This is a genomic window from Haloferax sp. AS1 (assembly GCF_014530665.1).
GTDB lineage: Archaea > Halobacteriota > Halobacteria > Halobacteriales > Haloferacaceae > Haloferax > Haloferax volcanii.
This window is the reverse complement of record NZ_SPSA01000001.1, coordinates 667802-682171: the sequence shown is the minus strand read 5'-3', so window position 1 is coordinate 682171 and position 14370 is coordinate 667802. Positions and strand designations below refer to the sequence as shown.

The window sequence follows — 14370 nt, the reverse complement described above, 5'->3', positions numbered from 1 at the left end:
TTTTCACCGTCCGCCGGCGGCGATGACGAGCGGCCACGGGTTCTCGACGTGTTCGACGAGCGTGCCGAGCATGCGGGCGGCGTCCGCCCCGTCGACGATGCGGTGGTCGAACGACAGCGAAAACGAGATGACCCGCCGGACGGCCACGTCGCCGTCGTCGGTCGGCACGGCCTCCCGGCGAATCGTGTTGACGCCGAGGATGGCGACCTGCGGCGGGTTGATGACCGGGTCGAACGACTCGACGCTGAGGACGCCGAGGTTCGAGACGGTGAACGTCCCCCCCGAGAGGTCGTCCATCGTGAAGTCGCCCGACAGCGCCCGCTGGGTGACCTCGGCGCGGGTCTCGGCGAGTTCGGAAAGCGACAGCGAGGCCACGTCGCGGACGACCGGCGCGATGAGTCCCTCGTCGATATCGACCGCGATGCAGACGTTGTGTTCCCCGTGGAGTCGGTGGACGCCGTCCTCGAAGGTCGCGTTGAACTCGGGGTGCTCGTCGAGCGACGCCGAGAGCGCGAGGAGCAGGACGTCCGTTATCGACACGTCCACGCCGAGAGCGTCGTCGGCGGCGTTCGCCGCGGCCAACAGTTCCTCCGCGTCGGCGCGGCGGTCGACCGTGACGTGGACCGCCTCGCGGTAGCTCTCGCCGAGGCGGTCGGCGATGGTGCGGCGCATCCCGGATAGCGGCCGCTCCGTTTCGGCCGGTTCGCTCGCGGCAGTCGCGTCAGTCGCAGCGGTCGTGGCGGCTCCGGCGGCCGACGAGTCGGTCGCCGCCGCGGTCGCGCCGCCCGCCGCCCGCACGTCGGACTCGGTGATGCGGCCGTTCTGTCCCGTCCCCTCGACGACCTCGATGTCGACGCCGAGTTCGCGGGCGAGGCGGCGGGCGCTCGGCGGGGCGAACACGCGCTTTTCGGCCGCGGTCGCGGTCGCGGTTCCGGCGTCGTCGGCCTCGGCAGGCGTCGCGGAGTCGGCCGCGGTTTCCACGTCGCTCTCGGTGATTGCGCCCTGCGGCCCGGTGCCTTCGACGGTCGTGAGGTCGACTCCGAGGTCGTCCGCGAGTCGCTTCGCGCGCGGCGACGCGCGCACCTCGCCGTTCTCCGACGCCCCGTCCGACCCGCGCGAGCGCGACGAAGCGTCCCCGCCGCCGGTCGCCGCCGTCTCCGTCGTCTCGGTCGCCTCGGTCGGGGACGGGTCGACCGCGGAGTCGTCTGTCGCGGCGGGTTCGCTCTCGCCCTCACCGACGCCCGCGTCAGCTTCCAGCCCGGAGATGTCCTCGTCCGCGCCGGCGACGATTGCCAGCGCGCCGCCGGGCGCTGTCGACTCGCCTTCCGCGAGAACGACGCGCCGCAGAACGCCGTCTTCCTTGGCGTCTATCTCCGCGGTCGTCTTCTCCGACTCGATTTCGGCGATTGGCTCGCCCTCGGTGACCTCGTCGCCCTCCGAGACGAGCCACGCCGAAAGCTCGCCGGACTTCATCTCCAACCCCAGTTTGGGCATTTTGACTACGTACGCCATGACAGTAACATACACAATAGTCCGTGATATATCTAGGTCGCCGCGTGCGCGACCACCAGATTTTACTACTAGGTGGTATCACTAGGTAGTATGTCGTTCGACGGCTTCACCGACGCGACGGAAGCACAGGTCACGCGCGCGATTTCGGACTCGTGGATGGAGGAGTTCCGCGAGCGCACCGACACGGAGGTCATCGTCGTCGGCGGCGGCCCCTCCGGGCTCGTCGCGGCCAAGGAACTCGCCGAGCGCGGCGTCGACGTGACAATCGTCGAGAAGAACAACTACCTCGGCGGCGGCTTCTGGCTGGGCGGCTTCCTCATGAACAAGGTGACCGTCCGCGACCCGGCCCAGCGCGTCCTCGACGAACTCGGCGTGCCCTACGAGGAGAGCGACGAGGCCGAGGGGCTGTACGTCGCCGACGGCCCGCACGCCTGTTCCGCGCTCATCAAGGCCGCCTGCGACGCCGGCGCGAAGATACAGAACATGACCGAGTTCACCGACGTCGTCCTCCGCGAGGACGACCGCGTCGGCGGCATCGTCATGAACTGGACGCCGGTCCACGCGCTCCCGCGCGAACTCACCTGCGTCGACCCCATCGCGGTCGAGTCCGACCTCGTCCTCGACGCGACCGGCCACGACGCGGTGGTCCTCTCGAAGCTCTCCGAGCGCGGCGTCCTCGACGTGAACGGCATCGAACACGCCAAGGAACACAACACGGGCATGGACAAGACCGCCGACGGCGAGTACGGCGCGCCCGGCCACGACTCCCCCGGCCACGACTCGATGTGGGTCTCGGAGAGCGAAGACAGCATCGTGGACGCGACGGGCGTCGTCCACCCCGGCGTCGTCGCCTCCGGCATGGCCGTCGCCACGGCCCACCACCTGCCGCGCATGGGGCCGACGTTCGGTGCCATGCTGCTCTCCGGCCGACAGGCGGCGCAGTCCTGTCTCGACGAACTCGGCCGCGACGCGCCCGAGGTGAGCATCTCCGGTCCCGCCCCCGCCGACGACTGACCGCCTCCCGGCGGTCCGACTGTCGGTTCCCCCGACGCCTCTGACACTTCTTTCGGGTCGCTCCCGACCCGTTTTCGCCGCATCGGAGCCTCCCGAGAAGTGGCGACAGCGCGGCGCTCGGAACGCGGCTTATTCTACGCCACGACGCCCGCACGAACCCGCGCGAAGCCGAGCGCGTGGGTCGTCTCGTGGGTCACCCGACACCGCGATTCGAGCGCTCGATGGGCCGCGACGAGCCGCCGGTTCAGCAGCTTCGTCGGCGACGCGCGCATCGTGCGCGACCCCGGTGGCGCGGTGACGCGAACGAGCGCCCGAAACGCCGGATTGAGCGGCCGCCAGCGCGAGTCGGTCGTCTCCGCGAGGTCGACGAGACAGAGTCGCCCGTCGGGGCCGACGAGGTCGGCCCACGACGAAATCACGGCCGCGGGGTCGTCGAACATCCCCGAGACGAAGGTGGCGAGGACGGCGGCCGGCGATGCATCGAGGTCGCGCGCGACCGGCGGCCGGGTCGCGTCGCCGCGGACGAGATGGACCTGCGGGAACTCGCGGGTTCGCTCGCGGGCCACGTCGAGGACGCCGGGGGAGAAATCGACGCCGACGACGCTCCCCTCGGGGCCGACGCGCTCCGCGAGATACGGGAGGTTCGCGCCCGTACCACAGCCCATCTCGACGACCGTCTCGCCCGGGTCGAGCGCGAGCGCGTCGGCGGCTTCGGTTCGGACGCTCCCGACGCCGGGCGCGCGACGGGCGAGCGCGTCGTAGAGCGTCGCCCACCGAGTGTAGAACGACTGGGCGACAGCGGAGGGTGAGCGGGAACGGGAGCGAGAGCGACCGCGAGAGCGAGAGCCGGACTGTTCGGCTGTCATGGGACGGGAGCCTCAGAGCAGGACGCGGACCACGTCGGCGACGGCGGGCGCGTCGGGGCCGAGGATGTACGTGATGGGTTCGATGCCGTAGCCGCCGCTCTGGTAGACGACGAACGTCTCCGGCAGGTCGCGGTCGGTGAGGAGTTCGCGGACCGGGTCGGTCGGCGCGTCGGGGTCGAACTCGATGCACTCGTAGCCCGCGGCTTCGAGGTCCTCGATGACGCCCGCGTCGTAGACGATGTTGAGCGCGGCGTTCACGTCGGCTCCGGCGGCGCGGGCCGAAAGCAGGACGCCCGCGACGTGGCCGCTGACGCCGAACTCGGGTTCGCCGGGGACGGTCGCCTGGCCCTTCACGTCGAAGATGCGGCCGGGGATGGCGGCCACGTCGTCCACGCTGTCAGCGTCCGGCAGCGACTCAACGAGGTTGGAGCCGACGTTCGGGATGAGCCCCGCGAAGCCGGAGGTGTTCGTGAGCATGCGGAGGCCGCGGCGGACCGACGAGCGGACCTGCTCGACGGTTCGGAGGCGACCCTCGGGGTCGTGGATGCTCCGGAAGCCGTCGTGGGAGGCGAGTTCGGGCATCTCCTCCTCGTGGAGGTCGGACAGCAAGTCGCCTTCCTCCAGTTGGCGGATGAGGACCTCGGCCTCGACGAGCGCCTGCACGGGCGTCATGTCGCCGGTGGCGAGGCCGTCGCCGACGCGGGAGACGAGGTCGACCACGCGGGGGTCGGTGGCGACCCGCTCGTTCGTGCTGACCTCGCCGTGGGCGTACTTCGAGACGGCGCTCTGGCTGATGCCGAGCGCCTCGGCGACCTCCGACTGGGTGAACCCGCGGTCGCGGAGGTCCTCCGCGAGGAGCGCGCGGAACGTGGGCAGGAACGCGTCCACGACGATTTCTTCGATGAACTTCATTCGTCACCACCGAACTCGGGGTCGGAACTGAGCCGCGACGCCTGCGGCCCGCGCTGGCCCTGATACTTCGAGCCGCGTTCGACCCCGTAGGGGCGGTCGGCGGGCGACTTCATCTCCGTGAACACGAGCTGCGAGATGCGCATGCCGGGGGTGAGCGCGACCGGGGCGGTGCCGAGGTTCGACAGTTCGAGCGTGATTTGGCCCTCGTAGCCGGGGTCGACGATGCCCGCGGTGGCGTGGATGACGACCGCGAGGCGGCCGAGCGACGACCGGCCCTCGACGGTCGCCAGCAGGTCGGCGGGAATCTCCACGCGCTCTTTGGTCGTTCCGAGGACGAAATCGCCGGGGTGGAGGATGAAGTCGTCGCCCTCCGGGACGTGCGTCTCGCGGACGTACTCCGACACCTCGCTTTCGCGGTTCGGGTGGATACAGGAGATGTTCGTGCGCTGGAACTCCAGGAATTCGGTGCCGAGACGGAGGTCGACGCTCGCGGGCTGGACCTGCATATCCACGTCGTCTATCGGGTCGACCACGAGGTCACCCTCGGCGAGGCGCGAAAGGATGTCCGAGTCGGAGAGTATCATACTCGAAGGGAGCGCGACGCGGACAAGTAAATCCACCTTTCGACCGGAGACGACACCCCGTCTCGGCGGGCCGGCAGCGCCCCCGACGCAACGGAGCGACGCCGGAGCGACGCATCCACTCGACGCGACTCAGAGGAGTTCGAACAGGAGACCGACGAGGCTCAGGCCGACGGTGACGACCGCGGCCGACTCCACGTCGAGGTCGCGGGCGCGAGCCATCCCGTAGGTGCGGACGTACGTCGCCCACGCGACCGTGACGACCACGACGGCCCCGCTGACGAGGCCGAAGCCGGACAGCGCGGACTGCATCGCGGCGACCGCGGCGTCCGGGGTCGACGGGAGGTCGATTCGCGGGAGGGCGTAGGCGAGGTAGCCGGCGAGCGCGAGGGCGCGGGCCGCGCTCGGAACCATCCCCCACGCGGCGACCGTCAGCGACTCCGCGAAGCCGCCCTCGCCGCCGACGAGCGACGTGCCGAGGTGGAGCATCGCCCCCTCGAACAGCCAGAACAGCGGCACGCCGAGGAGCATCGCCCACGGGACCCACGAGATTTCGTCCCAGACGAGGTCTCCGAGGCGCTCGTCGAGCTGTTCGGGGACCGACGGGTCACAGCCCGCCGGCGCGTCCATGTCGTCGAACGGGCCGCCTTCCTCGTAGTTCTCGCACATGAACTCGGGGGCGTGTTCGGGGTTGTCGACGCTGACACGCTGGTCGAGCTGTTGGGTGAACGTGACGAGGATAGCGCCGGTGGCGGCCGCGACGACGAGCGTCACGAGCGCGACGACGGCGAGCGCCCGCCCAGTGTCGAGCGGTCGCGGCCGCGACGCGAAGTACTCGCGCGGCTTGCGGAGGGGGGTTCGGGGACCTGCCATCGGTCGGACCACGGAGATGTCGCTGAAATGTCTTTTGCTCGTGCGCGACGCCCGCGATGGGAGGACATTTACCGCGTCGGCGGGGAGTAGCGGGCATGAAACAGGCCATCGTCGCACGCGCCGACCTCGGTATGGGCCGGGGAAAGCTCGCCGCGCAGGTCGCCCACGCCTCGCTGTCCGCCTACGAGGACACCGACTCGCAGACCCGGAAGCGCTGGAAGGGCGGCGGACAGAAGAAGGTCGTCCTCAAGGCCAACGGCGAGTCCGAACTGTTCAAGCTCGCGGACGAGGCTGAGCGGGCGGGCATCCCCCACGCCATCATCCGCGACGCGGGACACACGCAACTCGACCCCGGCACGGTGACGGCGCTCGCCGTCGGCCCCGCCGAGGACGACGACATCGACCGCGTGACCGGCGACCTCTCGCTGTACTGATGCGCGAGGCACACCCGCTCGAGCGCGCGGTCGGCATCGACAGCTACGTGAGCGACGCCGACGGCGTCGGCGGCCGCCTCCGCGTCGCCCCCGAGGACTTCCGCGTGCGCGAACTCGAACTCGACTCGCTGAACGTCCGCCCGCCGGACGCGCCGACCGGCGACTTCCCGAACCTCGTCCTCCGCGTCACGCTCCGCGGCTGGGACACCAACGACTTCGCCGGCCGGCTCTCTGACGAACTCGACGCGAGCAGAGAGCGCGTCTCGTGGGCCGGCACGAAGGACAAACACGCCGTGACGACCCAGCTGTTCACCGTCAACGGCGGTGACGCCGCCGACGTGCCGGAGGTTCCGAACGCCGACATCGAGGTCGTCGGTCGCCTCGGCCGCACGCTTGACTTCGGTGACCTCGCGGGCAACGGCTTCCGCATCCGCGTCCGCGACCCCGAGACCCCCGACAACGCCGCGGCCGTCACCGACGCGCTCACCGAGTTCGGCGGCCGCGAGGGTCGCGTGGGCGTTCCGAACTTCTTCGGCCACCAGCGGTTCGGCAGCATCCGCCCCATCACCCACACAGTCGGTCTCCACGTCGTCCGCGGCGAGTGGCGCGAGGCCGTGTTGGCGTACTGCGGCGGACCGACCGAGGACGAACCCGAGGAGACACAGGCGGGTCGCGCCGTCGTCGACGAGGAAGCCGCGTCGGCCGACCCCGACTGGCACCGCGCGCTCGACCGGATTCCGGGCTACCTCGGCTACGAGCGCGGCATGCTCCACCGCCTCGCGGAGGACGGCGCGGAGACCGACGAGGACTGGCGCAACGCGCTCGAATCGGTCCCGTCGAACCTCCAGCGACTGTTCGTCAACGCCGCGCAGTCCTACGCGTTCAACCGGATGCTCTCGGAGCGCCTCGACCGCGGCCTCCCGTTCGACGAACCCGTCGAGGGCGACGTGGTCTGCTTCGCCGACCGCGACGCGCCCGAGGGGCTGGAACTCCCCGACGTGAGCCGACTCCAGACCGCGACGGGCCGCCGCATCGACGTCATGAGCCGCCACATCGAACGCGGCCGCGCGTTCGTCACGGCCCCGCTCGTCGGCACCGACACCGAACTCGCGGAGGGCGAACAGGGCGACATCGAGCGGGCCGTCCTCGACGACCTCGACCTCGAACCGGGCGACTTCGACCTCCCCGGCAACTTCCGGTCGACCGGGACGCGCCGGGCGATTCTCGTCCGCACCGACCTCGACGTAGAGCGCGAGAGCGGCGACGACGACGCCGACACCGACGCCGCTGGCGGCGCTGACGACCTCGTCTTCGACTTCGCGCTTCCCCACGGCTCGTACGCGACGGCCGTGATGCGCGAGTATCTGAAGGCCGGCCCGCTGGACCTCTGAAAACGAATCGAGACCGAACGTACAATCGAACCGAGACGCGAATCTACTGTTCTACGGCGCTCGCGGCGGGGCTGGCTCCCGCCTGTCGCTCGGCGTCCGCGGTGCGCGTGGTCGCGTAGCCGATGGCCGCGAACGGAAGCGAGAGGAGCGTCGCGGCGACCGCGAAGCCGAGAGCGAGACCGACGATTCCCGGCTGGAAGCCGGCAGCCTCCGCGGCCGGCGGGAAGTACGTCCACGCGGGGACGGCGAAGGCGAGCGCCGAGACCGCCGCGCCGAGGCGGAGCCGGCCGCGGGCGCTGGCGACGCCGAGCGCGTAGCCGACGGCCAGCGGGAGCGCCAGCGTGGCGGTTCGGGCGACCGCGGGGCCGGCGACGAGGGACGCGACGACGCCGCCGACGACGACGGGAGCCACCGCGTACAGCGACCCGGTGACGACGCCCCTGGCGTTCGAGCGGCCGGCGAAGACGGCTCCCGCGCCGGCGAGGAGCGCGACGCCCGCGCCGGCGACGACGACCGGCCGGTCGCGGGCGAAGATGGCCACGAGCGGGACGGTCGCCGAGGCGACGAGCGCGAACGCGTGTTCGGCGGTCGTCCGCGTATCGGAGGGGTCGCGGTGGGCGACGAAGGCGCGGAAGCCCCCGGCGGCGACCCACGCGAGGGCGGCGAACAGCGCCGTCGAAAGCGGCGCGGCCCGACCGAGATACGAGGCGACACCCCGGCCCGTATCGAGCGCCGATTGGCCAAGTTGCGTGGCGAGACGGACGGTCGTCTCGGGGTCGAGCGCGAGCGCGACCAGTCCGGCGAGACCGGCGAGCGCGAGCGGCGACAGCGACGCGAGAAGGGCCCGGCGGCGCATACGAAGTGGAGTCTCGGACACGGGAACGAATATGTTTCGCCGGGCGAGTCCGCGGCGGGAGTCGCGGCGCGTCCATCTCGACCCGCATAAACGGCCTTTTGTACGCGCACGTCCGACACGTCGATATGCACTGTCGGCGGTGTGGAAATCCGTTAGAGAAGCCGGGAGACTACTGTCTCACCTGCAACACCGCCAACTGCGACGCCGTCGTGGCCGTCTTCGCGGCCGACCGCGCGACGCTGACGTTCCTCGACGACGAAGACGTGCTCGGCGAGACGACGGTCACGACGATACCCGAGTCGGACGACGAGACGAAGGTGGTCCAACTCCGGAACTTCGCCGGCCTCGTCGCCGACGAGATTCGGCGCAAGCGCCCCGAGACGGTGTACGCCGCGGGCGAGCGCGCCCCGCTCCGCGAGACGCGCGCGCAACTCCACCACGAGTTCTACCGCGTCTCCGACGACGACCCCGTCCAGCGCGTCCTCGACACCCGCGGCGAGCGGGCGCTGGAGGTCGTCGATATCCCGCCCGCCGAAAAGTTGGGCGGGAGCCACAGCACGCTCATCGGCGGACGACGGGGCCGCCGGGCAATCGGCGTCGTCGCCGGCCATCCGCACGTCAAGAAGGTCATCCCCGGCCCCATCGACGCCGGCGGCACCGGGTCGCGGACGGGCCTCCGGGCGAAGGTCACCCGCGCCGACGGCAACGGGAACGTCAGGCTCCTGCTCCGCGACGGGTCGAGCGTCCAAGAGAACCGCATCGTCACGACGGCGATGAACCGCGAGACGGGCGAGCGCGTCCGCGACGACCTGAACGAGGCGCTGCGCGAAGACGGGCTCCAAGACGAGTAGGCGGGTGAGCGCGCCGAGGCCGGAATCGAGTGGGCGACTCAGGCCGACTCGGTCGCGCCCTCGGGAGCCGTCTCGATGTGAATCGGCTCCGTCTCGTCGGCCTCGCGCTGTGATTCGAACCACGCGACCGTCTCGGCGATGGCGTCCTCCAGCGGCGTCGGTTCGACCGCGTCACCGAACGTGTCGCGGAACTTCGCGTCGCGGACGACGTACGGCTCCTCGAAGGCGTAGCGCATCTCCGAGAGTTCCTTCAGCGGCGCGCTCAGGTAGTTCAGCGGCGCGCCCAGGTAGCCGCCGAGCGTCAGCGCGACCCCCGGCGCGGCGATGATGTGCGGGAAGCCGGGGTCGACGTCGGCGGCCTCGTAGACGAGGTTGACGAAGCGGCGCGTCGAGACCGTCTCGGGGTTCGGGACGTGCCAGACCTCGCCGAGCGCCTCGTCGCGCTCACCGAGGAGGACGAGCGCCCGCGCGAAGTCGGGGACGTAGGTGTAGGTGTGGGCGAGTCGCGGGTCGCCGAACACCTTCGCACGCTTGCCGGCGACGGCGGCCCCGAACACCTGCTCGCCGACGACCGACTCGCGGACGCGCGGGCCGAAGAAGTCGCTGGCGCGGCCGATGGTCGCCTCGATGCGACCCGCCTCGTGGGCGTCGAGGACGATGTCGGCGCACTCGGCTCTGACCTGTCCCTTCGGGCCGGTGGCGGCGTACGGGAGGTCCTCGGAGAGACGAGCCTGCACCGGGCCGTACATGTAGAGGTTCTCGGCGACGACGAGGCGCGCGCCGGCGGCTTCGACTCCCGCGACGATGCCGCGGGTGAGGTCGGGGAACAGTTCGGGCCACTGGTCGTACGGCGGTTTGGCGCAGTGATAGACGACGTCCGCGTCCGCGAACGCGGCGACGGCGCGGTCGGGGTAGAGCACGTCCGCGAGGCGGCTCTCGACGCCCTCGGGGAGGAAGTCGGGGTCGTGACGCGTCACCGCGGCCACGTCCGCCCCGCGTTCTCGGAGCTGTTCCATCACCGCGAGTCCGACGGGACCGGCACCCACCACCACGTGTTGTGTCATGGTCCCCCGTACGCGCGCCGGCGACAAAGCGGTGTCTAGGCCCGTCAGGTCCCGAGACGACTCGTAGGGTTTATCCATACCGGCGAGGTAGTTCGCGGTACTATGGCCGACAAGAAGGCACGATCCGTCGGTAGTTCCGGGCGCTTCGGCGCTCGGTACGGCCGCGTCGCTCGACGCCGCGTCAAGGAAATCGAAGCAGAGATGCGCAACTCCAAAGTCGACGGCGACGACGTCACTCGCGTCGAAACCGGCGTCTGGAAGAACGAGGAGACCGGCGAGATTTTCACCGGCGGCACCTACCGCCCGCAGACCCCCGCCGGCAAGCAGGTCCGTCGTTCCATCCGCGCCGCGCTCACCGGCGAGGACGAATAACCCACAAGTAGCCTCGACGCTTTACATCTTCACAATGAGCTACAAGTGTTCCCGGTGCAAGCGCGATGTCGAACTGGACGAGTTCGGTGGCGTCCGCTGTCCGTACTGCGGCCACCGCGTCCTGCTGAAAGAGCGGTCGCCTAACGTCAAAGAAGTCGCCGTCGAGTAGCGTGCGCCCCGCGCACAGCGCTTCGCTCGAATTCGACTACCCCGACGAGCGGCGCGCGCGCGTCGTCGAGCGCAGCGTCGCCGTCGAGGAAGGCGAGATAGACGACGCCCGGTCCGGTGCGCGCGTCGCCCGCGAGGGACGGACCGTCGTCGTCACCGTCGAGGCCGGCGACCTCGTCGCACTCCGCGCGGGCGTGAACTCGTGGATACGCCTCGTAGAGACCGCAGAGCGCGTCGCTTCGGCGGGTGAGGCGCAGTCGGAGTCCGCGTAGGAGACCGCGGGTGTTTTAGGGCCGGCGTCCCGTCGGTTCGGGTATGCAGGGAAGCCTACCGCCGGAAGCCCAAGAGAAGCTCGAAGAACTGCAGAACCTTCAGGAGACCGCCCAGAACGTCTCCGAGCAGAAGCAGTCCTCCGAGAGCGCGCTCAACGAGGCGCAGACGGCGCTCACGACGCTCGAAGAGATCGACGGCGACTCGCAGATGTACCGCGAAGTCGGCGAACTCCTCATCGAGACCGACTACGAGTCGGCCAAAGACGACCTCGAAGAGAAGGTCGAGAGCCTCGAAGTGCGCGTCGAGCAGCTCACGAAGCAGGAGACGCGCGTGCAGGAGAAGTTCGAGAGCCTGCAAGAAGAGCTCCAGCAGATGCTTCAGGGCGGCGCGGGCGGCGCGGGTCCGATGGGCCCCGGCGGCGCGTAAATGTCACAGCCGACGGACGAAGAAGTGGTCGAAACCGCCGCGGAAGCGGCTGAAGGCCTCATCTTCGCCCGCTTCAAGCAGTCGCGCGTCAAGGACTTCGACGTCACCGTGACGTTCGAAGACGGCGTCCTCGACGTTGACGTGTACGTCAACGCGCCCGACGACGCCGACGACGCGGAGGCGGTCGCCGAGGAGGCGGCGCTGACGGCCCAAGAGGCCGTCGACGAACTGTTCGCGGCCGCCGACGAGGAGTAAGGGACGTTCTCGCGGGCACCCCCCGCACTCGATGTTGTCCGGTGAGCGGCGGCGCTGTGCCGGCCGGCGCGCGAACCGAACGAGAGAGTCGGACATCGGTTTCGCATTCCGCAAGTATCACCACGACTCGGTGCGGAGCCGCCCGACACAATTAAACATGATAGTGGTGTATGGTACCGTATGTCAATTAGAAGGACGCCGAGAGGAACGACCGCGTTGGACCGGTTGCGGGAGCGATACAGCGACGCCGACCTCACCTGTTCGAAATGTGGCTTCACCGACGACGACGGCGAGTGGTCGGCCAAGACGACCGGGTCGAGCGTGTTCTACCGGCGGGTCTGTCCGAGTTGCGGCGCAATCGAGACGCGGACGCTCTCGCTGAAGTAGTGCGGCGGGGGGTTGCTCGTCGCTGGAATCGACTCGCGAGTGGCGACGCCGGAACCGCAGAGAACGAGAGGAGAGCGGGAGCGCCGGACGGCGACGCGCCGCCAGCGTCGCCTACGCGAGGAAGAACACGAGCAGGCTGACGGCCATCGCCGCGAGGATGAGCGCGAGCGCGAGCGCCCCGCCCATCGAGACGACGACGTTAGCGTGGCTGGCGAGCGTCTCGGTGCGGTCGTTGCCGAAGATGGTCACCTCGGCGCGCTCGGTCGCCATGCCGGCGACGACCGGTTCGGTGTCCGCGAGCGCCTCGTCGACGAGGCGGTCGATGGTCTCGCGGAGTTCGTCGTGGTCGATGGCCGCGCCGACCTGATTTTCCGCCTCGACGGTGTTGACGATGTGGGTGTCCGTCGTCATCACCTCGGCCACGTCGGCTTTCGCGTTCGGCCCGGTCGTCAGCCCCTCGACGATGCGGTCGCGCAGGCCCGGTTCCATGTTGTTGCCGTCGATGAGGACGTACGCGGTCGTCTGGTCGCCGACGGTCGTCGCGGCCACGCGGATGCCCAGCGGGCCGATACCCTCCCGCGGCGTCCAGTCGGTCGGGTCGAACGACGTTCCCAACGACAGCGACCCGCGCAACGAGGCGGAGAGTTCTTCGCCCGCGAGTCCGGCGGCGGTAATCATGTCGAACGAGCGCTTGCTCCCCGGCGTGACGTGGCCGAGGTCGGGTCCCTGAAGCCCGTTGTTGCAGTTGTGGGCGTCGACGAGAAGCACGTCCCGCAGGCCCGTGGTGCGAGCCTCGGCGGACGCCGAGAGGCCGACCGCGTACTCCACGTCGTCGGCGAACTGCGGGGCGTACGTCGAGACGAGCAGCGCGTCGTCACCGAAGCGCTGGCCGAGCATCTTCGCGTCGCCGGACTGGACGCGGACGCTTTCGGTCACGTCGGGGCTGTACTCGATGCGCTCGTAGGCGTCGTCGGCCGCGTCGAGGACCACGTCGACCTCGCGTTCGGTCACGAGGTTGAAGTCGTGGCCCGCGGTCGCGTGGGGCGGGAACACGAGCCCCTCCGCCCGGCGGGCGACGCGCTCGGGGAAGTTGCCGCCGCCGATTTCGCCCATCGGACCGGGGTGAATCATCGGCAGGACGAACCGGGCCTTCTCGGTTCCGTCGTCGCGTTCGAACGAGAGCACGGTGACGGGGACGATTGCCTCTTGGCCGAGCTGTTCGAAGAAGTCCTCCAGTTCGCGGGTTCCCTCGGCGATGTGGCCGATGAAGCCGCGGATGAAGTCGAGGACCGACACGCCGAGGCCGCGACGCCACGGGCGGTCGACGATGCGGAGGAAGACGTAGACCCCGAGGGCGTACATCACGCAGGTAATCGCGAGGAGCTGGAAGTGGCTCAGCGCGATGGCCGACAGCTCCGGCGGTGCCCGGTCGGGGCGGGCGAGATACGGCATCAGATAGGCGTCGAGGATGGGACCGCCGACCTCGAAGAACCGGAGCGTGCCGCTGTAAACGAACAGGAGCGCGGCTGACGTGAGCGTCTGGATGCTCGCCGGGACCGCCGCGATGAGCAGCGACGACCGCGAGACGGCCATCACGATGAGCAGGCGGAAGGCGAACACCGACGCGAGAGCGATTACGAGCGCGTCGAAGATGAACGTCTGACCGAGGCCGGTGAAGACGGAGACGATGGCGGCCCCGGTGAGGAACGTGACGATAATCACCTCGCCGGCGAGCGCGAGGAGCGACGAGCGGTTGTGCGTCAGCTTCCCGCCGACGAACCGGTCGACGCCGGTGGTGCCGAACGCCGCGACGACGGTCGGAATCCCGATGAAGAAGATGCCTTCCCAAGCGTCTCTCCCGAGGAAGAAGATGCCCCGCCACGAGCCGGCGAGGTCCCCGGAGTCGAACGCGCCGATACCCGCCATCGCGGCGACGAGCAGGGCGAACCCGAGACTCGTGTACCAGCTGGGCGCGCGGAAGATGAACCGCGAGAGCCCGGCGAGGTCGCTCTGGGTGGAGGTCATTTCCCGAACAGACAGAACGGAGGCCGGTAAATGTCTCGGCTTGCTTCCGAGGAACGACCGTGAGAGACTTCATCGTGTCGCCGGATTGCGGTTTCCCGCCTCGGCGACGG

18 protein-coding genes are annotated in these 14370 nt (G+C 69.9%); 10 read left to right on the top strand and 8 right to left on the bottom strand.

Annotated elements, in window-relative coordinates:
- Nucleotides 1-3: 3 nt before the first annotated feature.
- Nucleotides 4-1512, bottom strand: a complete 1509-nt coding sequence (locus E4P24_RS03720; protein ID WP_188148131.1) for a 2-oxo acid dehydrogenase subunit E2 — start codon at nt 1510-1512, stop codon at nt 4-6.
- 90 nt (nt 1513-1602) lie between these two features.
- Between E4P24_RS03720 and E4P24_RS03715 the strand changes: the two genes are divergently transcribed.
- Nucleotides 1603-2526 (top strand): sulfide-dependent adenosine diphosphate thiazole synthase, encoded by a 924-nt coding sequence (locus E4P24_RS03715; RefSeq protein ID WP_004065032.1) that lies wholly within the window; start codon nt 1603-1605, stop codon nt 2524-2526.
- 134 nt (nt 2527-2660) lie between these two features.
- On the opposite strand, the gene E4P24_RS03710 is transcribed toward E4P24_RS03715, so the two are convergent.
- From E4P24_RS03710 to E4P24_RS03695, 4 genes are all read right to left on the bottom strand, one after another.
- The gene (locus E4P24_RS03710; protein WP_188148130.1) at nt 2661-3392 is read right to left on the bottom strand and encodes a class I SAM-dependent methyltransferase; all 732 of its coding nucleotides are present in this window, start codon (nt 3390-3392) and stop codon (nt 2661-2663) included.
- A 12-nt stretch (nt 3393-3404) separates the two neighbouring features.
- Complete coding sequence (locus E4P24_RS03705) at nt 3405-4304, bottom strand: thiamine-phosphate synthase family protein (protein ID WP_188148129.1); 900 nt, start codon at nt 4302-4304, stop codon at nt 3405-3407.
- Nucleotides 4301-4888: a dCTP deaminase gene (gene dcd / locus E4P24_RS03700; RefSeq protein WP_004065038.1), complete on the bottom strand. Its 588-nt coding sequence runs from the start codon at nt 4886-4888 to the stop codon at nt 4301-4303. The genes E4P24_RS03705 and dcd overlap by 4 nt, the downstream gene beginning before the upstream one ends.
- A gap of 129 nt (nt 4889-5017) precedes the next feature.
- Entirely contained in the window at nt 5018-5758 is a 741-nt protein-coding gene (locus E4P24_RS03695; RefSeq protein WP_115860348.1) for a Yip1 family protein, read from the bottom strand.
- Between the two features lie 95 nt (nt 5759-5853).
- Here E4P24_RS03695 and pth2 point away from each other — a divergent pair, with 95 nt between their 5' ends.
- On the top strand, nt 5854-6192 hold the full coding sequence (gene pth2 / locus E4P24_RS03690; protein ID WP_004065043.1) for a peptidyl-tRNA hydrolase Pth2: 339 nt from the start codon (nt 5854-5856) through the stop codon (nt 6190-6192).
- On the top strand, nt 6192-7583 hold the full coding sequence (gene truD, locus E4P24_RS03685; protein WP_188148128.1) for a tRNA pseudouridine(13) synthase TruD: 1392 nt from the start codon (nt 6192-6194) through the stop codon (nt 7581-7583). Before pth2 ends, truD begins: the two co-directional genes overlap by 1 nt.
- A gap of 43 nt (nt 7584-7626) precedes the next feature.
- On the opposite strand, the gene E4P24_RS03680 is transcribed toward truD, so the two are convergent.
- Nucleotides 7627-8439, bottom strand: a complete 813-nt coding sequence (locus E4P24_RS03680) for a hypothetical protein (protein ID WP_188148127.1) — start codon at nt 8437-8439, stop codon at nt 7627-7629.
- A 125-nt stretch (nt 8440-8564) separates the two neighbouring features.
- On the opposite strand from E4P24_RS03680, the gene E4P24_RS03675 reads away from it, so the two are divergent.
- Entirely contained in the window at nt 8565-9290 is a 726-nt protein-coding gene (locus E4P24_RS03675; RefSeq protein WP_008609097.1) for a DUF2103 domain-containing protein, read from the top strand.
- Nucleotides 9291-9328: 38 nt separating this feature from the next.
- On the opposite strand, the gene E4P24_RS03670 is transcribed toward E4P24_RS03675, so the two are convergent.
- Entirely contained in the window at nt 9329-10354 is a 1026-nt protein-coding gene (locus E4P24_RS03670; protein WP_188148126.1) for an NAD-dependent epimerase/dehydratase family protein, read from the bottom strand.
- 102 nt (nt 10355-10456) lie between these two features.
- Between E4P24_RS03670 and E4P24_RS03665 the strand changes: the two genes are divergently transcribed.
- The 6 genes from E4P24_RS03665 to E4P24_RS03640 all read left to right on the top strand — a co-directional run bounded on the left by E4P24_RS03665 (nt 10457) and on the right by E4P24_RS03640 (nt 12235).
- Nucleotides 10457-10726 (top strand): hypothetical protein, encoded by a 270-nt coding sequence (locus tag E4P24_RS03665; RefSeq protein WP_004044282.1) that lies wholly within the window; start codon nt 10457-10459, stop codon nt 10724-10726.
- Nucleotides 10727-10760: 34 nt separating this feature from the next.
- On the top strand, nt 10761-10895 hold the full coding sequence (locus tag E4P24_RS03660; protein WP_004044283.1) for a DNA-directed RNA polymerase subunit P: 135 nt from the start codon (nt 10761-10763) through the stop codon (nt 10893-10895).
- Between the two features lies 1 nt (nt 10896).
- Entirely contained in the window at nt 10897-11166 is a 270-nt protein-coding gene (locus tag E4P24_RS03655; RefSeq protein ID WP_115802224.1) for a KEOPS complex subunit Pcc1, read from the top strand.
- 43 nt (nt 11167-11209) lie between these two features.
- Nucleotides 11210-11593 carry a prefoldin subunit beta gene (locus tag E4P24_RS03650; protein ID WP_004044285.1) on the top strand — a complete coding sequence of 128 codons (384 nt, stop codon included), beginning with the start codon at nt 11210-11212 and terminating at the stop codon, nt 11591-11593.
- On the top strand, nt 11594-11848 hold the full coding sequence (locus tag E4P24_RS03645) for a DUF3194 domain-containing protein (RefSeq protein WP_006600635.1): 255 nt from the start codon (nt 11594-11596) through the stop codon (nt 11846-11848).
- Nucleotides 11849-12028: 180 nt separating this feature from the next.
- Nucleotides 12029-12235, top strand: coding sequence for an HVO_0649 family zinc finger protein (locus E4P24_RS03640; RefSeq protein ID WP_144860029.1), 207 nt, complete (start codon nt 12029-12031; stop codon nt 12233-12235).
- A 111-nt stretch (nt 12236-12346) separates the two neighbouring features.
- Here E4P24_RS03640 and E4P24_RS03635 read toward each other — a convergent pair whose 3' ends face one another.
- Nucleotides 12347-14260, bottom strand: a complete 1914-nt coding sequence (locus E4P24_RS03635) for a DUF2070 family protein (RefSeq protein ID WP_188148125.1) — start codon at nt 14258-14260, stop codon at nt 12347-12349.
- Nucleotides 14261-14370: the final 110 nt, after the last annotated feature.